This window comes from Mangrovicoccus ximenensis (assembly GCF_003056725.1).
GTDB lineage: Bacteria > Pseudomonadota > Alphaproteobacteria > Rhodobacterales > Rhodobacteraceae > Mangrovicoccus > Mangrovicoccus ximenensis.
The window spans coordinates 136484-156756 of record NZ_QBKZ01000016.1 but is presented as its reverse complement, the minus strand read 5'-3'; the positions used below and the strand labels follow the sequence as shown (position 1 = coordinate 156756).

Annotated in this window: 24 protein-coding genes and 3 pseudogenes; 17 read left to right on the top strand and 10 right to left on the bottom strand. The window is 69.0% G+C overall.

The window, feature by feature from the left end; translation table 11 throughout:
• Positions 1-22: 22 nt before the first annotated feature.
• Together C7T91_RS21015 and C7T91_RS21010 are read right to left on the bottom strand one after the other, a co-directional pair.
• On the bottom strand, positions 23-670 hold the full coding sequence (locus C7T91_RS21015) for an LON peptidase substrate-binding domain-containing protein (RefSeq protein WP_108261662.1): 648 nt from the start codon (positions 668-670) through the stop codon (positions 23-25).
• A 26-nt stretch (positions 671-696) separates the two neighbouring features.
• Positions 697-984: pseudogene (locus C7T91_RS21010) on the bottom strand (tetratricopeptide repeat protein); the annotation flags it as partial.
• Between the two features lie 37 nt (positions 985-1021).
• Here C7T91_RS21010 and C7T91_RS21005 point away from each other — a divergent pair.
• The 7 genes and pseudogenes from C7T91_RS21005 to C7T91_RS39775 form a co-directional block, all read left to right on the top strand.
• Positions 1022-1444: a DUF6635 family protein gene (locus C7T91_RS21005; protein ID WP_145962967.1), complete on the top strand. Its 423-nt coding sequence runs from the start codon at positions 1022-1024 to the stop codon at positions 1442-1444.
• Between the two features lie 240 nt (positions 1445-1684).
• The gene (locus C7T91_RS38055) at positions 1685-1810 is read left to right on the top strand and encodes a hypothetical protein (protein WP_269102301.1); all 126 of its coding nucleotides are present in this window, start codon (positions 1685-1687) and stop codon (positions 1808-1810) included.
• Between the two features lie 144 nt (positions 1811-1954).
• Positions 1955-2164 carry a twin transmembrane helix small protein gene (locus C7T91_RS21000; RefSeq protein WP_108260962.1) on the top strand — a complete coding sequence of 70 codons (210 nt, stop codon included), beginning with the start codon at positions 1955-1957 and terminating at the stop codon, positions 2162-2164.
• Positions 2164-2736 carry a cob(I)yrinic acid a,c-diamide adenosyltransferase gene (locus C7T91_RS20995; protein WP_108260961.1) on the top strand — a complete coding sequence of 191 codons (573 nt, stop codon included), beginning with the start codon at positions 2164-2166 and terminating at the stop codon, positions 2734-2736. Before C7T91_RS21000 ends, C7T91_RS20995 begins: the two co-directional genes overlap by 1 nt.
• A 274-nt stretch (positions 2737-3010) precedes the next feature.
• Entirely contained in the window at positions 3011-4015 is a 1005-nt protein-coding gene (dctP, locus tag C7T91_RS20990; RefSeq protein ID WP_161556034.1) for a TRAP transporter substrate-binding protein DctP, read from the top strand.
• Positions 4016-4072: 57 nt separating this feature from the next.
• On the top strand, positions 4073-4633 hold the full coding sequence (locus C7T91_RS20985; RefSeq protein WP_108260959.1) for a TRAP transporter small permease: 561 nt from the start codon (positions 4073-4075) through the stop codon (positions 4631-4633).
• 10 nt (positions 4634-4643) lie between these two features.
• A pseudogene (locus tag C7T91_RS39775) lies at positions 4644-4946 on the top strand (TRAP transporter large permease subunit); the annotation flags it as partial.
• A 37-nt stretch (positions 4947-4983) separates the two neighbouring features.
• On the opposite strand, the pseudogene C7T91_RS20975 reads toward C7T91_RS39775, so the two are convergent.
• A pseudogene (locus C7T91_RS20975) lies at positions 4984-6057 on the bottom strand (D-alanyl-D-alanine carboxypeptidase family protein); the annotation flags it as partial.
• A gap of 328 nt (positions 6058-6385) precedes the next feature.
• Complete coding sequence (locus tag C7T91_RS36465; protein ID WP_236638388.1) at positions 6386-6724, bottom strand: hypothetical protein; 339 nt, start codon at positions 6722-6724, stop codon at positions 6386-6388.
• On the opposite strand from C7T91_RS36465, the gene C7T91_RS39770 reads away from it, so the two are divergent.
• Both C7T91_RS39770 and C7T91_RS20965 read left to right on the top strand, forming a co-directional pair.
• Positions 6611-7240, top strand: a complete 630-nt coding sequence (locus C7T91_RS39770) for a Crp/Fnr family transcriptional regulator (RefSeq protein ID WP_407943327.1) — start codon at positions 6611-6613, stop codon at positions 7238-7240. The genes C7T91_RS36465 and C7T91_RS39770 overlap by 114 nt on opposite strands.
• Positions 7241-9135: 1895 nt before the next feature.
• On the top strand, positions 9136-10353 hold the full coding sequence (locus C7T91_RS20965; protein ID WP_108260955.1) for a CaiB/BaiF CoA transferase family protein: 1218 nt from the start codon (positions 9136-9138) through the stop codon (positions 10351-10353).
• 39 nt (positions 10354-10392) lie between these two features.
• Here the strand turns inward: C7T91_RS20965 and C7T91_RS20960 are convergent, their stop codons facing one another.
• Positions 10393-11097 carry an NAD(P)-dependent oxidoreductase gene (locus tag C7T91_RS20960; RefSeq protein WP_201742184.1) on the bottom strand — a complete coding sequence of 235 codons (705 nt, stop codon included), beginning with the start codon at positions 11095-11097 and terminating at the stop codon, positions 10393-10395.
• Here C7T91_RS20960 and C7T91_RS20955 point away from each other — a divergent pair.
• The 3 genes from C7T91_RS20955 to C7T91_RS20945 all read left to right on the top strand — a co-directional run bounded on the left by C7T91_RS20955 (position 11028) and on the right by C7T91_RS20945 (position 12876).
• Positions 11028-11681, top strand: a complete 654-nt coding sequence (locus C7T91_RS20955; protein ID WP_330848870.1) for a sensor histidine kinase — start codon at positions 11028-11030, stop codon at positions 11679-11681. The genes C7T91_RS20960 and C7T91_RS20955 overlap by 70 nt on opposite strands.
• A complete protein-coding gene (locus tag C7T91_RS20950; RefSeq protein ID WP_108260952.1) occupies positions 11605-12282 on the top strand; it encodes a response regulator transcription factor in 678 nt (225 codons plus the stop codon). The genes C7T91_RS20955 and C7T91_RS20950 overlap by 77 nt, the downstream gene beginning before the upstream one ends.
• Positions 12283-12627: 345 nt before the next feature.
• Positions 12628-12876, top strand: a complete 249-nt coding sequence (locus C7T91_RS20945) for a PepSY domain-containing protein (protein ID WP_108260951.1) — start codon at positions 12628-12630, stop codon at positions 12874-12876.
• A 36-nt stretch (positions 12877-12912) separates the two neighbouring features.
• Here C7T91_RS20945 and C7T91_RS20940 read toward each other — a convergent pair whose 3' ends face one another.
• Positions 12913-14193 carry a bifunctional TVP38/TMEM64 family protein/FAD-dependent oxidoreductase gene (locus C7T91_RS20940; RefSeq protein ID WP_108260950.1) on the bottom strand — a complete coding sequence of 427 codons (1281 nt, stop codon included), beginning with the start codon at positions 14191-14193 and terminating at the stop codon, positions 12913-12915.
• 417 nt (positions 14194-14610) lie between these two features.
• Positions 14611-14961, bottom strand: a complete 351-nt coding sequence (locus C7T91_RS20935; RefSeq protein ID WP_108260949.1) for a CGNR zinc finger domain-containing protein — start codon at positions 14959-14961, stop codon at positions 14611-14613.
• Positions 14962-16501: 1540 nt separating this feature from the next.
• Here C7T91_RS20935 and C7T91_RS31790 point away from each other — a divergent pair.
• Complete coding sequence (locus C7T91_RS31790) at positions 16502-16792, top strand: hypothetical protein (protein WP_161556033.1); 291 nt, start codon at positions 16502-16504, stop codon at positions 16790-16792.
• On the opposite strand, the gene C7T91_RS31785 is transcribed toward C7T91_RS31790, so the two are convergent.
• Together C7T91_RS31785 and C7T91_RS20925 are read right to left on the bottom strand one after the other, a co-directional pair.
• On the bottom strand, positions 16756-16968 hold the full coding sequence (locus C7T91_RS31785) for a hypothetical protein (RefSeq protein WP_145962964.1): 213 nt from the start codon (positions 16966-16968) through the stop codon (positions 16756-16758). The two genes, C7T91_RS31790 and C7T91_RS31785, sit on opposite strands and share 37 nt — an antisense overlap.
• Positions 16969-17008: 40 nt before the next feature.
• Positions 17009-17311: a hypothetical protein gene (locus tag C7T91_RS20925; protein ID WP_108260947.1), complete on the bottom strand. Its 303-nt coding sequence runs from the start codon at positions 17309-17311 to the stop codon at positions 17009-17011.
• 342 nt (positions 17312-17653) lie between these two features.
• Here C7T91_RS20925 and C7T91_RS20920 point away from each other — a divergent pair, with 342 nt between their 5' ends.
• The 4 genes from C7T91_RS20920 to C7T91_RS20915 all read left to right on the top strand — a co-directional run bounded on the left by C7T91_RS20920 (position 17654) and on the right by C7T91_RS20915 (position 19592).
• Complete coding sequence (locus tag C7T91_RS20920) at positions 17654-18049, top strand: hypothetical protein (protein WP_108260946.1); 396 nt, start codon at positions 17654-17656, stop codon at positions 18047-18049.
• Positions 18050-18179: 130 nt separating this feature from the next.
• Positions 18180-18338 (top strand): hypothetical protein, encoded by a 159-nt coding sequence (locus C7T91_RS32800; protein WP_161556032.1) that lies wholly within the window; start codon positions 18180-18182, stop codon positions 18336-18338.
• A 271-nt stretch (positions 18339-18609) separates the two neighbouring features.
• Positions 18610-18963: a hypothetical protein gene (locus tag C7T91_RS31780; RefSeq protein ID WP_145962963.1), complete on the top strand. Its 354-nt coding sequence runs from the start codon at positions 18610-18612 to the stop codon at positions 18961-18963.
• A gap of 218 nt (positions 18964-19181) precedes the next feature.
• The gene (locus tag C7T91_RS20915; RefSeq protein WP_108260945.1) at positions 19182-19592 is read left to right on the top strand and encodes a DUF7282 domain-containing protein; all 411 of its coding nucleotides are present in this window, start codon (positions 19182-19184) and stop codon (positions 19590-19592) included.
• A 171-nt stretch (positions 19593-19763) separates the two neighbouring features.
• Here C7T91_RS20915 and C7T91_RS20910 read toward each other — a convergent pair whose 3' ends face one another.
• The gene (locus C7T91_RS20910) at positions 19764-20252 is read right to left on the bottom strand and encodes a peroxiredoxin (RefSeq protein WP_108260944.1); all 489 of its coding nucleotides are present in this window, start codon (positions 20250-20252) and stop codon (positions 19764-19766) included.
• Between the last annotated feature and the right edge of the window lie 21 nt (positions 20253-20273).

The window sequence follows — 20273 nt, the reverse complement described above, 5'->3', positions numbered from 1 at the left end:
TGCGGCTCGGAAGGCGCGCCGCTCACTGCATCGCCCCCTCGCCCTGGCCGCCGCCGCGCAGCGCGAATTCGATCAGCGTCACCAGCGTCTCGCGCCGGGTCTGCAGCGAGGGCGCCTCCAGCAGGGCCTGCTTGTCCTCCGGATCGAAGGGACACAGCATCGACAGCGAATTGATCAGCAATTCGTTCTCGGCCTCCTTCAGGCTGTCCCAGTCGGTCGACAGGCCGGACTGCTCGAAATAGCGGCCGAGGAGGTCGAGGAAACAGCCGCGGTCGAAACCGGGATCGGTCTCGACGGCCCCCAGGTCGCGGCCGAAGCCCTCCCAGCTGACATCCATGCGCCGGTAGGCGGTGAAGCCCGAGGCCTCGGAGCGGATGCGGAAGCGCGAAATGCCCGAGAGGGTGATCATGTAGCGTCCGTCCTCGGTCTCGGAGAAGCCGGTCACGCGCCCGGCACAGCCGATCGCGTGCAGCCCCTTCTCCTTGCCGCCCGGTGCCTCGCTGGGCTGGATCATGCCGATCAGCCGGTGCGAGGTTTTCAGCGTGTCGTCGAGCATCGCGAGGTAGCGCGGCTCGAAGATATGGAGCGGAAGGCGTGCCCGGGGCAGCAGCAGAGCCCCGGGCAGCGGGAAGACCGGAAGGGTCGAAGGCAGATCGGCAGCGGAGAACATCATCTGATGATAGTCCCCAGCCGCGATCAGGCAAATATCATCGAGGAAAGTTTCCGGCGGCCCTTCTGGGCGATCGGATCGGTCGGCTTCAGCGCCTCGAAGATGGTGAAGAGCTGGGCCTTGGCCGCGCCGTCATTCCATTCGCGGTCGCGGCGGAACAGATCCAGCAGCTCGTCGACGGCGCCCTGCACGTCGCCCGAGGCATGCAGCGCGGTCGCCAGGTCGAACCGGGCCTGGTGGTTCGCCGGATCGGCCTCCACCTGGGCGCGCAGCTCGGCCACGGGACCGGCATCGGCGGCCTGGCGCGCCAGTTCCCGCAGCTATGCCGAGGTGCGCGCGGCGACCGGCGAAATGACCGCTACCGCCAGCGCGATCGGCACCGGCGCGGCCTTCAAGACCCTGACGCCCGGCGTGATTTCCCTGGCGCCGCTGATCGCCGGGGTGGTCGCGCAATCGGCCGCGATCGCCGCCTTCCCGCTCGGCGGCATGGCCGGAGCGTGGTGGTACGGCGTATTTCCGGCGCGGCCCGACCCGCAGCTGATCGCGCTCTGCGCGGTGGCGCTGATCACCGTCTTCGCGCTCGTTTCCACCTTTGCCGGGCTGATCACCGATCCGCTGCAATCGCTTCTCGGCATCCACTGCTGGCGGCTGCGGCGGCTGGTGCGGGCGCTTTCGACGCCCGGCGGCCAGCTCGCCGCCCCCGAACACGGCATGGCGCGGGCCGGCGATCTGGCCGACATGGCGGTCAACCTGAAGCGGTTCTGGACCGGCTGACCGGGCAAAAAAGGTCACAGGGGTTGCCAGACCACCGACTCAGCCCCTATATAAGCCCCACAGAGACGGTCCGGGCGCGCTTCCAGCGGGCGGGACGGTCGCCGGGGCTGGTCCGCGCTTCATGCGCGCGTGTCTCCGGTTCGAAATCAGTCAGGCCAGACTCGTTCACCGGCAGGCGCAAGCCAGCTCCGGGGCGCGTTTCTTTCCTGTCTGGCGTACGATAGTTGAAAGGAGACACCCATGCCCATGAGCGACGAAGAGCTCGAACGCCGTATCGAAGAGCTGAACAACTCCGGGATGACCCTTGCCGCCAAGGCGCTGATGCGCGAGCTGCACTACCGCGCCAAGCGCGCGACGGCCGCCTGAGGCAGCGCCATCTGCGGACCGGACCCGGTCCGGCAGTTTGAGGAAAGGCGGGCAGTTGGCCCGCCTTTTTCCGTTCCGGGCCAGTTTGCCATTCGCTTTCCGGCCCGATCCGGCTAGATCCTGTACCAGTTCCGGGAGGGTCCGATGGCCAATGATCCGCTGTTCCTGCTTGCCGCCGCGGCCTGCCTGGCCGTGCTCGTCATCCTGATGATCGGGGTCGGCGGGTTCTCGCGAGGCGGCGAATTCAACCGCAAGCACGGCAACCGGCTGATGCGCTACCGGCTGATCGCTCAATTCGTGGCAGTGCTTCTGATCCTCCTTTTCGTGGCAATCCGTGGAGGCATCGGAGGCTGATGGTCGTTCTCAACAAGATTTACACCCGCACCGGCGATGGCGGGGATACCGCGCTCGGCAATGGCAGCCGGGTGCCGAAGCATGCGCTGCGGGTCGAGGCCTATGGCACGGTCGACGAGACCAATGCCACGATCGGAATGGCGCGGCTGCATGCCGAAGGCGAGATCGCCGCGCGGCTCTCTGCCATCCAGAACGACCTGTTCGACCTCGGCGCCGATCTCTGCCGTCCCGGCATGGCGAAGGATGCCGAGGCGGACTACCCGCCGCTGCGCATGGTGGCCGCCCAGGTCGACCGGCTAGAAGCCGAGATCGACGCGATGAACGGAGCGCTGGCGCCGTTGAGGTCGTTCGTGCTGCCGGGCGGATCGGCGCTGGCCGCGCATCTGCACCTGTGCCGCACCGTATCGCGCCGTGCCGAGCGCCTGACCGCCGCGCTGGCCGCGGAAGACGAGGTGAATCCGGCCGCGCTCAAGTATCTCAACCGGCTGTCCGACTGGTTCTTCGTCGCCTCGCGCGTTGCCAATGCCAATGGTGCCGAAGACGTGCTGTGGGTTCCCGGCGCCAACCGCTGAGGCCGCGCCCGGGGAATCAAGCTGCGGCGCCCCGCCCGGGCGCCGCTTTTCCGTTAGCGCAATCCCGCCGGAACCTTTCAGAAGCCTTGCGGAATTATGCCGTCCGGGGCGCTGGCGTGACGTTTTGCGGTCCTTCCACGACGAATTTGCGCTGTTTCTCCGCGAACCGGGCCTATAACACGTCTCCGGCGAGCCCGGGTTCGAACCGGGGGAAGAACAGGAGTAGGCCGATGAAGATCCTCGTGCCCGTCAAGCGGGTTAACTGAGCGCCGCCGTGGCGGGGACATGGCCGGGCCCGGCCGCCGCTGCCGAGGTGGAGGGACCGCAGGTCCGCTGGCTGGTCTCGCTCTGGGGCGCGCGGCGCGGCTTCACCGAGGGCGTCGAGGGGCTGAAGGACTACCTGGCGGAGAAGACCGACGGCCGCTTCGAGCTGTCGCTGGAATACGGCGCGGTGCTGTCGGATCCGAAGGAGAATATCGACGGGCTGCAGCTCGGCGCCTTCGAGGCGGCGACGATCTGCCCCTATTACCACCCCGACAAGACGCCTGCCTCGATGGGGATGAGCCTGGCCTTCCTGCCGCTGCCGAGCTTCGAGGCGCAGGTCGCCGCCTATGACGCCTTCCTGGCGCATCCGGCGATCCATGGCGAATGGGCGAAGTGGAACGCGGTGCCGCTGATGTCGGCGCTGATGCCGAATTACGAGGTGATGGGCCGCGGCACGGCGCCCGCGACCGCCGCCGACTGGGAGGGGCTGAGGATCAACGCCTCGGCCGGGCATGCGGTGCTGATGGAGGCGCTCGGCGCGGTGCCCTCGACCATGCCCGCCCCCGATCTCTACAATTCGCTCGAACGCGGCGTGATCGACGGGGTGGCCTATCCCTATACCTATGCCTTCGTCTCCTACCGGTTCCACGAGCTGTCGGACTGGGTCACGGATGGCTGGAACCTCGGCACGATTCAATGCACCGTGGCGGCAAGCCTCGACGCCTGGACCGCGCTGCCGCCGCAATACCAGGAGCTGCTGCGCGAGGCGGTCCCGGCGGCCTATGCCCACCAGATCGAAGCCTATGCCGAGGCCGATGCCGCCAACGAGGAAATCTTCGCCGAGCGCGGCCTCGCCCGCATTCCGGTGACGCCCGAGATCCGCGCGGTGCTGGATGGCGCGGCGCAGCCGAGCTGGCAGGAGTGGATCGAGGACATCACCGCGCGCGGCTATCCCGGGCAGGAGCTCTTCGACCTGATGATCGCCGAAGCGGCCGATGCGCAGCCCGGCCAGTGACCCGGTCCCCGGGCCGCGCGGGGCGCGCGGTCCGGCGCCAGAACGGAGGGAGGCCCGATGCGGCAGATGATAGAAACGGCGGACCGGCTGCTCGGCCGGGTCGAGCGCGCGGCGGCGCTGGTGGCCGGGGTGCTGATCCTCGGGCTGATGGCGCTGGTCTGCGCCGAGGTGCTGGGGCGCGGCCTCTTCAACCACGCGATCCGCGGCTCGATCGACCTGGTGGAGCAGATGATGGTCGCGCTGGTGACGCTGGGCGTGGCCTATTGCCAGAGCCATTTCGGCAATGTCCGCATGACGCTGGTCAGCGACCGCTGCAGCGGCACGGCGAAATGGCTGTCGGAGCTGTTCGCGCTGTCGGTCGCGCTGTTCGTGACGGTGGTGCTGGTCAAGGGCAGCTGGCTGAATTTCCAGCGCGCCTGGACGAATGGCGGGGACACGCCGGAGCTGGGGCTGCCGCTCTGGCCGGGGATCCTGCTGGTGACGCTGTCGCTGGGGCTGCTGGCGCTGCGGCTGGCGCTGCAATGGGCGGAGGCGGCGCGGCTGATGGTGGCGGACCGGGACGGGTCGCGGCTGTTCGGCCATCCCGCCGACGCGATCGAGACAACCCCCTACGAGTGAGGAGCCGGACATGGACCCCATTACCCTCGGCGTGATCGGCATCCTCGTGCTGGTCCTGCTGGTCGTCATCGGCGTGCCGGTGGCCTATGCCTCGGCCTTCACCGGGATCGCGGGGATGATGATCCTGCGCAACCCGACGGTCGCGACCGGGCTGGCGGGCATCGTGCCCCATGCCAATTCCGGGCATTACGCGCTGAGCGTGCTGCCGCTCTTCATCACCATCGGCTTCCTGGCGATGCATGCCGGGATCACCACGGCGGCCTATGACGCGGCGCGCAAATGGGTCGGCCGGGCGCCGGGCGGGCTGGCGACGGCGACGATCTTCGCCTCGGCGGGCTTCGCCGCGGTCTCGGGCGCCTCGACGGCCTCAAGGAGCGCGCGACCAGTTCCTCGGGCAGGCCGCTTTCGGCCGCCGGGGCTTCCTGGGCCTCTTCCAGCGCCTGCTGGATGTCGGCCTCGGCGATCACGATGTTGCTGCGCGCGGCGGCCAGCGCGATGACATGGGCCGGGCGGGCCTGCGGCACGGCGCTGGATCGCACGACGGTGCGGGCGCTGGCGACGGCGTAATTGGGCTTCCGCGGCTTGTCGACCTTGGCGTATTTCGGCGCCTTGCGGAAACCGAGATCCAGCAGCTCCGCCACGCGCTTGTTGCGCGCCGCGGCCGAGGAGCCGCCGAAAACGGTGGCGATGATCCGCACATCGCCGCGCTCCGCCGAGGCCACGAGGTTCGAGCCGGCGGCGTTGGTGTAGCCGGTCTTGATCCCGTCGGCGCCGCGGTAGGAGCTGAGCAGGCGGCGGTTGGTATTGGCCACCGTGGTCACCTTGGCATCCGTGGTGATCCGCGAGAACAGGTTGTAGTACTCGGGATAGTCATAGAACAGGTGGCGCCCTAGGACCGACATGTCGCGCGCGGTCGAGAGGTGGCCGGACTGGGTCAGCCCGTGCGGGTTCTTGAAGGTGGTGTTCCTCATTCCCAGCGCCTTGGCGGTGCGGTTCATCCGCGCCGCGAAGCCCGGAACCGAGCCGCCCACCGCATCCGCGATGGCATGGGCCGCGTCATTGGCGGATTTCACCGCCGCCGCGCGGATCAGGTAGCGCAGCTCGATGGAGCTTCCGGCCTTGAGATAGAGCTTCGATGCCGGTTCGGCCGCGGCCGCCTTGGAAATCCGCACCTTGGTGTCGAGCGAGATTTCGCCGCGCTCCACCGCTTCGAAGGCGACGTAGAGCGTCATCATCTTCGTGAGCGATGCCGGATGCAGCCGCGTGTCCGCGTTCTGCGAATGCAACACTTTCCCGGTTCTTGCGTCCATGACGAGGTCCGCATATTGCCGGGCGGCTGCGGGAGTGGATAAGGATGCGAGTATGACGAGGGGGAGCGCCGCAATCACGGCGGCCCAGCCTGTCCGCTGCCCCAGACGTTTCATTGACGTCACCTGCCTGATTTTTCTGCCGCCGGTTTTCCGGTCGGCTCCTGCCTACGGCAAAAACGCTAGCACAGCCCTAATGTCATGTCAGAGCATTTAGTTGCTTGCAGCTCGGTTTTCATTCCGATGCTGTTTACCGGGCTTTAACGAATCGGGCATCTTGGGGGACGCCCAGTCTGTCCCCTCAAGATGTATGCCGATTTTGCCGGCAGGCTGTTGCAAATGAACATCGCTTTCTCGGTGCCCTGCAGCGTCCTCACTGGAAATTTGCCGCGGGCGGGCTAGGCGGGCCGTCGATTCTGCGCCCTTGCGGAAACTTGCGCCGCGGCTACGATCCGTCCGGCAGGCAGGAAGGATCCCGGAAATGCCGATGCCCAGCGATCCCGGCGGTAGCCCCGGAGCGGAGCGGATCCGCGAGATCCTGCACCGGGTGCCGATCTTTGCCGGGCTCGGCGGCGCCGCGCTTGCCCGGGTGCAGGCCGGGTTCCGCAGGCAGGCCCTGGCGGCCGGGCAGACGCTGTTCGAGAAGGGCGATGCCGGCGACCGGGTCTTCGTGCTGGTGGCGGGCCGCCTCATTGGCCGCGACAGCTCGCCGGGCGGGCGCGACCTCGTGCTCAGCACGATCCGTCCGGGCACGCTGTTCGGCGAGATGGCGGTGCTCGATCACGAGCCGCGCTCGCTGACGGTCCATGCCGAGACCGATTGCCTGCTGCTGCACATGCCGACCCCGGAATTCCGGGCGCTGCTGCTGGCCGAGCCGGTGATCGCGCTCGACCTGGCGACGGAGCTGGCGCGGCGGACGCGGGTGCTCAACGACCAGGTCTTCGGGCTGGTGATGCATGATGTCGAGACCCGGCTCTGCGGGCTCTTGCTGCGGCTCGGGCGCGAGGCCGGGCAGTGCCGCCCGGGCGGCGTGCTCCAGCCTGCGCCCACGCACGAGGGCCGGGCCGGGCTGCCGCCCGAGAGCATCTCGACCGCGCATCCCGCCATGCGGGCCAGGCGCGGCCCGGTCAGGCTGCCTTCCCAGGCGGCGGAGATCACGTCGCGCAGCACGCCGCGCTCCTTGAGCTTCTTGGCCAGCCTGTGGCCCGAGCGGCGCGGCACCGCGTGGAACAGGTTCGGCTGCACCGGGAACAGCCGGGAATGGACGCGCTCCTCGCCGGTATTTCCCGAGAAGACGTGATAGCGGGTGCGGCGGTTGAAGCGGCCGTCGAGCGACGGCACCCGCCAGTCGCGGATCGCGCCGACATGCTCGCGCCAGCGGGTTTCCTCCGGGACGACATGCGGCGCGACGCTGAATTGCGGCACGAAGGCCGCCACCGCCTCGATGTCCAGATGGGCCGCGGCGAGGATCGCGAGGAAGCCGCCCATCGAATTGCCCAGGGCGCAGACTTCGCGCCCCGCCAGATGCGGCCCGAGCCGGTCGCAGAGCGCCGCGAAATCGTAGGCATTGCCCCAGCTGCGCATCAGGTCGCTGATGAAGAAGATGTTGTCGAAGGCATTGCCGGCCGTGAAGAATTCCGGTTCCTGGACCTGCATTCCGCCCATCTGGTTGCCGATGCCGGTGAAGGAAAGCAGGATCCGCTTCTGGCCGGAATCCGGCGGGTCGCGGGCCAGAACCCGCAGCGCATCGCTTTCCTCGATCCGGATCATGGCCTGCCGCCCTCCTGCCCCGGGATACATAGCCGGAACCGGCGGGACCGGACAGGGGCAAGACAGCGGCAAGTGCCCCGACGCGATCAGGATACAGGCTCAGCCCCCGGCAGCGCGCCGCTCGGAAAAGACATGCGGTCTTGCACTGCGGCCGCTGAAGTGCAGGTTTGCCGGCAGTGCCGTCCCATGGCCGGGCTTTGCCCTGCGGGTGCCGCAGGTTCTGCCGGGCCGCCTTTTCCGGCGGCGCCCGTTCGGTCCGGGACGGAGGCTGCGACATGTCCGGCCTCCGCCAGCGGCCGGGCGCGGGCCGTGCCCGTTCCGTGCCCGGACAGGGACTTCGACACTTCCCCTGCCTGTTTGCCCCATGCGCCGATCAAGCTGCGGAGGAGATCCCGTCCGCCGCTCGGGGCATGTCTCCGTCCGGCAGCGGCAGCCCCTCCGCTTCGCTTTCAGCCTGGACCGTTGCCCGGCACGCCAAGCGTCAGCGCGGCATCGGCAGACCCCATCGGCTGCAACCTTGCGCGCAGCTGGCGCGGCGCCCGCAAGCTGCGCGTCGGCACCGAACCGGGGATCGCCCGCCGACCGTCGCCTTGGCCGGTGGCTGCCCTGATCGTCCCCAAAAAAGCCGCCGGCGGCCACGATGCGCCCCGTGACGCCGCCCTGTCCAGCCGTGGGTCATTTCAAGCCGAGCCCGGAAGTCGCCCGCGCATGCCGGCAGGCCGATCCGGACCGGCTGGGCAGATGCCCGCATCCCGGTCGAAAAGGAGCTGTGCCTCAGGCTGGAAATCAGTGCTTGCCGCTCTCCCGCGCCGCCATGCGCCGTTGGCGGGGAGCCTCCGCTGCAGCATCGCGCTCCTTCCCCGCGAAAGCGCACCCTGGCGCGGTTCACGGCGGATCCGGCGCGGCAGGCGAAAAATGGGCGGCGCTCTCTGCACAGCCGCCCGCGCCGCGTCACGCAACTCACTGTCCGGAGCCGCCGGATGCGGAGCGCAAGGCAGGTGCCGATGACCGGCGCCGGGCGACAGCGCCCCGCTCTCCTCGAGGCACTGCGCCGCAAGGTCGGAACGCCAGTCCGTGAATGGCCCTGTGTTGCCCGCATCCGCAGTTGGGCGGAAGCACCGTCACCCGCCTCGCCGACGTTCTCTCAAGGAAGCCCGGGCGGGGAGGGTGACAGGCCCGGCTCGCCGCGGCGCCTGGCGCCGTCCGGCAGACGCTGGGAACGGACCGGCGCGCTCTTGTGCTTGCCAACCCGTTCCGGCGGGCAGCTGCGGACCGGCCAGCGGAGCTGACCGCAAAGCTCTGAGCCGCCCGCAAGCCGATGACCCCAAAAGGCCCCTCCGGGGGCCTTTTCCATGTCGGGAAACGGTGCGGAGCACTGGCACGGATGTTGCGTCATCCCGCAGAAAGAGGAGGTGACAGAACGCCATGGACAGTGGGCACAGCCAGGAATTCCAGGACGGAAACACGGTGCCGGGGCATGAGCTGCCGCGGGTGAAGACGGGGCAGGGCTTCGGCTTCCTGTCGGGGCTGCGGGTGGTCGACCTGACCACCTCGGTCGCAGGCCCCTACGCCACCATGCTGCTTTCCGATTTCGGGGCAGAGGTGATCAAGATCGAGCGCCCGGCCGGGGACGATGCGCGGCAATGGGGCCCGCCCTTTCTCGACGGGCAGGCACTTTGGTTCACATCGGTGAACCGCAACAAGAAGAGCGTCACGATGGATCTGCGCCGCGAGGAGGATCGCGCAGCGCTCGAAGAGCTGGTCGCAGGGGCGGATGTCTTCGTCACCAACCAGCCGCCGGACGTGCAGCGCAAGCTGAAGCTCGACTACGCCCACGTCCGGGCGATGCGCGAGGACATCGTTTTCGTGTCGATCACCGGCTTCGGCCTGCGCGGTCCGCGGGCGGAGCTGACCTGCTACGACCTGATCGCCGAGGGCTATTCCGGCATCATGGACATCACCGGCGCCGCGGGGGGAGCGCCGCAGAAGATCGGCGCGCCGGCCGCGGACATGCTGGCCGGCCAGGACGCGGCGATGGCCACGATGGCGGCGCTGATGGACCGGCAGAAAAGCGGCAAGGGCCACGAGATCGACATCAGCCTGGTCGAGAGCATGACGCGTTTCCTGACTTGCCGGATTTCCTCCTATCTGGGCTCGGGCGAAGTGCCGGTGCGCTCGGGCGGGACCGACAGCGTCATCGCGATCTACCAGCCTTTCGACACGGCGGATGCGCCGATCAATCTCGGGCTCGGCTCGGATGCGATCTGGGCCCGGTTCTGGCAGGCGATGGGCGATCCGGACTATGCCGCGCGGCCCGAATTCGCGACCAATGCCACGCGCCGGGAGGCTCGCGCCGAAATCGTGGCGCATATCCAGGAGCTGTTGCGGACGAAGACCCGGGCGGAATGGCTGGAGATCTTTGCCGCTGCGCGGGTGCCGGCCGGTCCGATCAACCGGGTCGACGAGGTGGCGGGCGATCCCGAGCTGCAGGCGCGGGGGCTGTTCTATGCCGCCGAGGACGAGGCGGGCCGCGTGGTGCCGCAGATCGGGCTCGGCATCCAGATCGACGGCCAGCCCGCGCTGCCGCGCAGCCTGCCGCCGCTTCTGGGCGAGCATAACGAAGAGCTCCTCAAACGCTCCTGACCGATGTCCCGCCGCCCCGGATCCAGGGCGGCGGTGCGCTCAGCTGCGGTCCATCACCGCCGCGACATCCTCCAGCGACAGGCCGAATGGCTCGAGCCCCGCGCGCTCCTGCTGCAGCATCAGCACCGATTGCGCATCGCGCCCGCCCCAGCCGCGGTTCAGCGCCTCGGTCATGTCTTCCAGCGCCATCTGCGACAGCCGCGCGGGCACGCCGGCCTCGCGGGCCATCTCGACGGCCAGCTTGACGTCCTTGTGCAGGAGCTGCAGCTGGAAATGCGGCGGGTCGAGGTTCTCGGGCAGCCAGCGGCGCTGGATGCTGTCGAAGGACCGCGCCCGCCCTGTCGCCCCGGCGCGCAGCGCTTCGTAGAGGTCGAGCGGGTCCATCCCGGCCTTGACGCCGATGGTCATGCCTTCCGCGATCGACTGCATCATCACCGTCGAGACCAGGTTGTGCACGAGCTTGGCTATCGATCCGGCGCCGATTTCCCCGACATGGCGGGCCTGGTCGGCGATCGCCGACAGAACCGGCTGGGCTGCGTCGAAGGCCGCGCGGTCGCCGCCGATCCAGATCGCCAGCTTGCCGCTTGCCGCGCCCGCCGGGCCGCCCGAGACCGGCGCATCGAGAAACTCGCTTTCTCGAAGATATCGGCCATGCGCTGAAGACCCCGCTCGCGGTGGCGCGCGGCAGCGTCGAGGTGCTGGCCCCGCCCGGCAGCCCGCCCGATCCGCGGCTTGCCCGTGCACTGTCGGCGCTCGATGCCGTGACCGAGCGGCTCTCGGCGCTATCCAAGCTGGCGCAGTCGGAGGATGGGCGTCTGTTGGGGCGGCGCGAACAGGTCGAGCTGTCGGAATTCCTCGATGGCCGGATCGCGGCACTGCGCATCCTGCCCGGCGGCGAGCGTTTCCGGCTGGCGTCGGATCTGGAGGCGCCGCTGGAACTGGCCTGCGACCGCGAGGAACTGGAACGGCTGATGGACGCTGTGCTGGAAAACGCGCTGGAACATGCCGCCGATGCCGGACCGGTGGAAGTGCATCTGGCGCAGGAGGACGGGATGGCGGTAGTCACCGTCGCCGATCGCGGCCCGGGTCTGGCAGGCAGCCTGCCGCTCGGCCGCGGGACCGGCGGGCGCGGGATCGGGCTTGCCATGGCGCGGCAGATTGCCGAGGAGATGGGCGGCAGCATCGCGCTGGCCGATCGCGGGGAGGGCGGTCTCAGCGTGACGATCCGGCTGCCTGCGGAGGGAGGACAGGATGGACATCTTGGTGGTCGAGGACGACCCGGATCTGGGGGACCTGCTGTGCGACACGCTGCGTGGCGCGGGGCATGAAGTGCAGCTCTGCCGCGACGGCGAGAGCGGGCTCGAGGCCGCGGCCGAGCCCGGCCGGGCGGCAGTGGTGCTCGACGTCATGCTGCCGGGCTTCAGCGGTTTCGAGATCTGCCAGCGGCTGCGCGAACAGGCAGTCACGACGCCGGTGATGATGCTGACCTGCCGCGATGGCGAGGCCGACATCGTGCGCGGGCTGCGGCTCGGCGCCGACGACTACATGGCCAAGCCCTTCTCGACGGCGGAATTCCTGGCGCGGATCGACGCGCTGATCCGGCGGGCGGGCAGCTATGCGCGCGCGGCGCCGCTGGCGGCGGGGCCGGTTTTGCTGGACCTCGGGGCGCGGAGCGCGGCCTGCAACGGCAGGGAACTGTCGCTGACCCAGCGGGAATTCGAGCTGCTCGCCTATCTCGTGCGCAATGCCCGCCGCGCCGTCAGCCGCGACGAGTTGCTGGCGCAGGTCTGGAACGACGACGGTACGCACACGACCAATGTGGTCGATGTCTACGCCGGATACCTGCGCCGCAAGCTGGCGGCGGCGGGGGCGCCGGACCTCCTGCGCACGGTGCGCGGTTTCGGCTTCCGGATCGCCGCCGGCGTTTGAGCGCCGGGGTTAAGACCAAGGTCTAGGACACTCTCAGAGTTCTCTCAGGTTCCGCTCAGGCGGGTCTCAGAAAGTCCCGCTAGTGTGGCTCCTGCAAGGCGGGCCGCAAGCCCGCGGGAGGAGGACGGAACATGGGACAGCTGCCCCCCTGCTGCAGGAATTGCGGCACGGCACCGGTCGACGGACCTCCTCCGGTTGCGGATCGACAGCTCGCAGGACGGGCCTCCTCAAGCGCCCCTCCTGCAGACAGCGGCGGCCCCGGTCCCGGCAGCTCCCAGGCCGGCCGGGGCCGCTCCCGGTCATTCCGCACCACCCGACAGGCCACATCCGAGGAGGAGAAACCCGATGAAACACCTGATCCTGGCCGCGGCAGCGGCGCTTGCCGCCGGTCCGGCCCTGGCCGAGGACGTGCCGCAGGAAACGGTCGATGCGATCATGGCAAAGCTGGCGGAAATGAACTGCCAGATGGACGCCAGTGACATCGAGATGGAGGACGAGGGCTACGACCTCGACGACGTGATCTGCGAGGGCGGCAACCAGTTCGACATCATGCTCGACAAGGAGCTCAACGAAACTGGCCGCCGCGCCGAGTGATCCGGAACGGCCCGGAAAGGCAAATGCCCTGCCGGATCAGGGTTCCGCTGCCATTTCAAAGGAGGAGAGATGAGGCGAGTGTTCCTGACGGCCGGCCTCCGGCCGGTTGCGCAGCCGGGTCCAGAGCGTGTCGGAGGTCAGCGGATCCACCTCGCCGAGCCCGGGCAGCGGCGGCAGGACCGGCGCGGCGCCCGTTGCGATGATGATCGCGCGGCTGGCCAGGCGCCGGGACGTGCCGTCATGGCCCGCAATCTCGACCGTCCAGGGATCGGCGATCCGGGCATGCCCCTTGATCACCTCGACCCCCAGGCCCTCGTAGCGTTCGGCGCTGTCATGCGGCGCGATGGCGGCGATGGCGCCATGCACCCGCTCCATCACCCGGTCGAAGGGAATGGCCGGCGGCGTGTCGGACAGCCCCCACTCCGACGCGTGGCGCATCTGGCGGGCCAGGGCCGCGCTGCGGATCAGGGCCTTCGACGGAACGCAGCCGTAATTCAGGCAATCGCCGCCCATGTCGCCGGCCTCGACCAGCGTGACCCGCGCCTTGACGGCAGCCGCGACATAGGCCGAGACCAGCCCCGCCGCCCCCGCGCCGATCACGACCAGGTTGCGGTCGAACCGCTTCGGCCGGGTCCAGCCCGCATAGATCCGGCGCCGGCGCCAGAGGCCGAGGGCCCCGCGCGCGGCCCAGGGAAACAGCGCCAGAGCGGCGAAGGAGGCCAGCACCGGGGCGGAGACGATGCCCGAAAGGCTGTCGAGCGCGGCCAGCTGCGTGCCCGCATTGACGTAGACCGCCGTCCCCGCCAGCATCCCGGCCTGGCTGACCCAGTAGAAGGTCCAGGCCCGGACCGGCGCCAGCCCCATCAGCAGGTTCAGCGCGAAGAACGGCACGACCGGGATCAATCTCAGCGAGAAGAGGTAGAAGGCGCCGTCGCGCGCCAGCCCGGCCTCGAGCCCGGCCGCGCGTCCGCCGAGCTTGGCGCGCACCCAGTCCCGGGCCAGGTAGCGCGCCGCCAGGAAAGCCAGCGTGGCACCGGCGGCCGAGGCGAAGGAGACGAGCACCAGCCCCTGCCAGAAACCGAAGAGCGCCCCGGCGGCGAGCGTCATCCAGACCGCAAGCGGCAGCGAAAGCGCGGTGACTGCCACATAGGCCAGCGCGAACAATGCTGCCGTCGCCCCCGGGCGGGCCGCGCGGAGGGCGGCGATTCCGTCGAGCTGCGCCCGCAGGGTCGCGAGATCAAGCTCCTGCCCGCGCAGGAGCCAGAGCAGGACGGCAACGCTCCCGGCGAGCAGGAGAAGGAGAAAAGGCTTCGTCATTCGCGCATTCCTTGCGGGCCGGTCCGGAGGACCGGAGCGGGCGGCCCTGGCTCAGGGCAGGTGGCCGCGCCCCGGCACCGCGTGCCGGGATCGGGAGTTTTCGGGCTGCGGGTCCCGGAGGTCCGGCGCACGGCCGAGGCTGGCAGGCCGGGCGATGCGGCGGACTTGCGGGACCGCGTGTCGGCGAACCGATGCATCGGTCGTACCGGGCCGGGGCTGCAATCTCAAATGACGCGGAATTACATGGCCGTCAGATATGCTACAGCCCGGGTTACCCACCTTCGCCGCGGCGGCACGGCAATCTCCGTCCGGCTCCGCGGCCGTTTTTTGCCCGGCAGCGACGCCTGCACCGGACCTGCTGCGGCATGCCGGCACTCCTGTCCCAGGCAGCGGCGGCCTGCGGGGGCGCAAGCGGGCTCAGCGCTTGCGGAAGGCGGCCGCCTTGGCCCGGTTCCCGCAGACCTCCATCGAGCACCACCGGCGCCTGTGGTTCTTGCTGACATCCAGGAAGTACAGCGTGCAGGACGGCCCTTCGCAATTCCTGACATGGCGGAAATCCGCCTCGCCGACCAGGCGGGCCGCGGCCTCGGCGATCCGGATGACGAGGTCCTGCGGCCCGGCGAGCGGGGTCCGGTCCGCCAGGACGAAAGGTCGGCGGCGCGCGGCCTCCGGAATTGGCGCGGGCTCGAGCTGCAGGTAGCGGCGCTTGCCCGCCCAGGGCCCCGCAAACCGCCGCAGATGCCCGCTCCGCCCTCCGCGGCATGGCACCGCGCGAGTGCGGCAGCCAGTCCGCCTCCCGGATCACAAGCCCATCCGGAAGAACGCGCCTCACGGCCCGATCACCGGCCCGCCCAGCCGCCCGCACCGGACCGGCATGCCCGGACAGCAGCCTTCGCCACGCTCCCGTCTGTCTGCAATCATGCTCCGGCCCGCACGGGCCTCCCCCGCCGGAGACCGGAAACAGGCAACTGCACGTCATGGCGCCCCGGCGCGGCAGAACGACGACCGGCGCGGATGCAGCGGCGATGCGATGACGCCCAGCCAACCTCGCGAGGGGCCATGCCCTCCCCCGGAGACCTTCAGCCCGGGCCAAGGGCCACATCCAAAAGAAAGGGTGCCAGCGAGAGCGGAGCAGACACAAGCGGGCACCGATCGCATCGGTTTGCAGCGCAGCGCCAGCCCTCGAGGCCGCCGAACATGCAGCCGATCCGCTGTCCGCGCCTGTCCGTCCGGAACTGCCGCCTTGCGGCACCGCCGCGACGGGATGCAGGTCCGAATGGCGGGCGCGTCCAAGACGTTGCGGGTCCAGCCGGCCTTCGCCATGCCCCCGGACCGATCGGCCGCATGGCTCACGGGCCGTGATCCGCCGCCCTGCGCCGGGGCAGCGGCCTTGCCGCCATTCATCTTCTGCCGGCAGGGCCGCGCGCAGCACTGTCCCGAGAGGAGGGCAGCGCCAGGCAGAAGCTGAGCGGCCTCCCGAGAAGGCCTGTGGCGGCATGCCGTTTCGAGCCCATGCCGACCGGCGGGCCCGGAGAAAGATCGCCCGCATCCTGACAGTCTTCGCATATTGGCCTTCCGGGCCGGGCCGTCCATGATCCGGGCCAGGACGCCGATCCGGCGCCAGGGGGTGTGCAAGGTCCTGCCCGGGCGATGCTCTGCGGGCGCGTCGCGCCAGCGCAAGCTTTGCGATCGATCAGGACAATGCCGCCACGCACGCCCCGGCCATCGACCCGCCGACAGCCGCCCAACTTCGGGGGACCGGAGAGTCGGCAAACGATCCGGGGGACGGTTCCGCGCGGAAATGCGAACGCTTCCACTGGCTCACGCAATCTGGCTCCGGCCCACACCCCGGCCAGATTAGTCTTTGGACTACAGAACCATGGAAGTTGCGCCAAACGTTCCAGCCTCCCATTCTCGCCCATTGGGCCCCACCAGCCGCCACGGCGAATTGAAGCCAGAGCGGCCCCGGCTTGCCCGCAAGGCCGGAGGATGGACGCATGAGACCGACGGAACGGACACTGCGCGCCAAACTCCCCCGAGCGGGTGGAGCTGTCGGACGACGAGGTGAAGGGGCTTGCGATCCTTCGATACCGGAGGGAAGCCGGATGGGGGATCCGGCGCGTGCTGCCGTGCGCCCCCCCCCAAATGCACCGCCGTCGGCACTTGGCCCGGCATGGGCGCCGGAGAAGCGCGGGACCAGGCGCGCGCCGCAATCGCTGCGGTTCCGGTCCCTAGCATTCGTGCGATGCTGGAAGGAAGAGAGCAAGCCCATGGGCACCTGCGGCCCACCAGCCAGAGGGATTCAGGCGTGCGATACGTCTTCAGGCCGCTGCTGGAGAAGGACGCAAGCATGCTGAATGCGCCCGGCTGCCTTAGGGTGGCCGACAAGCCTCCTGCGCGTGGCAACGCCAGCCGAACTCTGCGTGACCTGCCCGCCATGCTCCGCTGGGCGGCAACCCGCGACTTGGCGCCCGACGGCGTGTTGCAGAACGTGAAGCTGCAACACGGCGGCCAGCGGGATCACGTCCCGACCATCGAGGAGATACGCTTGGCGTGGCGCATTCAGGCGCCAGCGATAATGTCCGAGGTGCTGGTGTAATTTCGACGCCGCTGAGTTGCCGCCGCCAAGCGGGTGACGGCCGGGGCCTGCGGATCGGGATAGGAAAGGAGCTCGGCCGCAGCCGCGACGCGCAGGCTGCCCGCGGGGGCCGAGGTCTCGCCGGAGGCAGGCAGCGCGGCGAGCAAGGCTGGAAGGAGGGCTGTCAGATGGCGCATGGGGCAGCTCCGCTTGGCAGGGCCCGGTGCCGGACCGGGGCTAGTTGGCATATTCGCTGAAGACGGTGACGCTGCCATCCGGTTCGGACCGGCAGGTATGGCGCGCACCGCCCGCGTCGAGGATCAGGATCGGCCCGCCGCCGGTCTGCAGGCTGTCGGCCACCGGGATGCGCGATTGCGGCAGCCCGGTCAGCCGCGCAGTTTGCGCGATGCAGGGCGCGCGCATCGCCGCGAATTCCCCGGGCGTCCCCGAGAGGCCGGAACTGCCGGGACCCGGTTCCCCGGCGACGCAAGCAGCGAGGACCAGCGCGAGCGGCACGAGCCGGATCAGGGAATGCAACATCAGCAGCCCTCCGCGGGCGGCAGGGCGGCGCCGGAAAGGCGGCTGTCCGGGGCGCCGATCCGCGCACATGTGCCGGTCTCCCGGCCGATCCGGCAAGCGGCGTCGGGTGACAGCAACGCAGCCACGGCGGCAGGCCTGAAGCAACGGGTCATGGACATCTCCTTGCGCCAATCCAAACGAGGCTCTCGGCTTGCCGGTCGATCCCTCACAGCCGTGCTCACTCCCGGCCCGGAGGATGGAAGAAACATTGTGAAGCGTTAATGCGACACATGTTCCAGTTTGAATTGAAATGTGGCGATCTATGCTGGATTTGTTCATTCAACGGACTCAAAGGAGCTTGCCTTGATCCGCAGCACCCAGACCCGCCGCCGCGGGCGCATCGCCGGACTTGCCGCCATCCTCCTGCCACTGGCCGCCTGCGGCGTCACCGGAGATACCGGTGCGGTCCGCAAGGCAGGCGAGCTTGCGGTTGCCTGCCGCCCGGATGCCGCTCTGGCGGAACTCGCCAGAGCCGAAGCGTCCGGCGGCATGGCTGCGGAATTCGCGGCGCTGGAGAAGGTCGCGATCCTTCAGGAGGCTGGCCGCACGGTACAGGCGGAGGCGGCGCTGAACGCATGGAATGCGCGTGAATTCGTCGATCCCGCGGACGCGGCTGAGACCCGCACGGCCTTGGACGACACCGTGCAGGAGATCCGCGACAGGCGCGAGAAGGCCACCGGATCCCGCAGCTGCCCGTGAGCGGTGAAAGCCGCATGCAAATCGGCAGACAGAAAGCAGAGTCGGCAATTGCCGATCGGAACGGGACCAAATTGCTCTGCTGAGTGAATGTCGAAATCCGGAAATCCGCCGCGGCACGGAGATCGAAGTCATGAAGTCCAGCGACGGCATTCCCTGCGTGAAGCCCGAATTTCCAGTGGCAGGCGAGCGACCGTTTTATGCGCTCTTCGCCAGCAAGGGCGGCAACGATGAACGGCCGGACTTGATCGGCGCGGCCAGGTCGGCGCCCACCACGCTCTGCCCGCCGTGACCGACCGCTTTCGCAGTTCCAACGCTTGGGCTTCGCCGCGGTGCCGCAAGTCCGCTTCACTAGGCCGGTCGCAGTGGGCCGCGCCAGCCCGGCGCTGACGCGACAGGTCGGAAAGGGCTGCCAGGGGGCGCTCGGGGCGTCAGGCGCGACCGGCAGGTTCCGCCCTTTCGGCCCGGCATGGTGACAGCTGTGAACCATCGGCACGATGGCCAAGCTGCCGCGCCGCCGCAAGGCCGGAGCGAGCCCCTATTCGGTCGCCCGATGAGAGGTCGTGAGAGGCAGCTTCTCCTTCGGCTGCAAACGCGAAAAGACCTTTTTGGTTTTGCCTTGGGGTTCTGTGGCCTTGTTGCGCAAATCGAGGGGATTCATCTTGAACGCGTCAAGCAACGAGGGTGATGGCCGGTCGCTGACCGATATCTTGAAAGGAAGAGCCAAAAACCCGCGTATTGATACTCTCGAGAAGATCGCCGTGGCTTGTGAAGTTACCATATTCAGTTTGGTCACGTTACCGACTGCCGCACGCGAACTGGACGATTTGTTGCGTTACTTTTCGATGTTCTCGGAGAAAGAGCAAAGGCTCTTGGTAGCCACCGCGCGTGCTTGGACAGAAGTGCGCGAGGCTTGATCGTTTGGCCAAAGTGCGTACGCTTATTCGCTAGCCTATCTTAGGCGCGACGAAGGGCGTCTTCTTCGTTCTTGAGCGGCATCTCTTGCGTTCGGGCGCCTCGGCCTTCGGACCATAATTTTCCCTTCACGCATCCGTGAGCCTGCATCCGTCTGCATCTCCGTCTCCGTATCCTTGCCCGTAACGGCGCCACGGCGCTGCAAACGAGGAGACCACCGATGCTGAAAATCACCGCCGCCGCCCTGCTGCTTGCCGCTCCCGCCGCCTTCGCCGAGTCCCACGGGATGGCCGCGGGCGTCATGGCCGAAGACCAGAGCGTCGCCAACGGCGTGGTCAGCGCCTCGCATGTGATGGCGCCGGAGAACGGCTGGTTGGTGGTGCACCGCACCGACGCCGCCATGAAGCCCGGCCCGGTGGTCGGGCATGCGCCGCTCCGGGGCGGCGACAACATCGATGTGGCCGCGATCCTCACCGAAGAGGTCGCGCCGGGCGAGATGCTGATGCTGATGGTGCATTCCGAGGCGGGCGGCATGGCGACCGGAGATTTCGAATACACGCTGGGCGCGGCCGAGGACGGTCCGATCAAGCCCGGCGGCGAGCTGGTGATGACGGTCATCACCGCGGAATGAGGCCGCAGCTCCGCCCGGCTACCTTTCCCTCCCGGCGGGGCGACGGTTTCAGCGGTCCGTGAGGATCGCCTTTCCGGACCCGGAGCGTCCCCGCCCGGGTCCGGTGCTGCCCGGCAAAGTGCGTCAACCGCCGGGCAGCTCTTTGCGGAGCGCCGCCGGCGCCCCCGCGGCTCAGATGGCCGCCAGCAGGCCCTCGCCGGCCGAGATCTCGCAGGTGCCGGGGCTTTCCTCGAGGTGCAGCGTGGTGACCACCCCGTCCTCGACCAGCATCGCGTAGCGCTTCGAGCGGCCGATCAGCCCGGCCGGCGGTGCGGTGAAGTCGAGGCCGAGCGCCTTGGTGAAGCTGCCGTCGGCATCGCCCAGCATGGTGATCCCGGCGGCTTCTGCGCCGGTCGCCTCGCCCCAGGCCTTCATCACGAACGGGTCGTTGACCGAGACGCAGATGATCTCGTCGACGCCCTTTTCCGCGAACCCGTCCTTGGTGCGGATGAACGACGGCACATGCGCCGAGCTGCAGGTCGGGGTGTAGGCGCCCGGAACCGCGAAGATCACCACCTTGCGGCCCTTGGTCAGCGTGCCGATCTCGACCGCCTCGGGACCGGCGTCCCCCATTTTGACGAGCGTGCCCGCGGGAAGGGCCTGTCCGGCTTCGATGGTCATGGTGCGCATCCTTCTCATGTT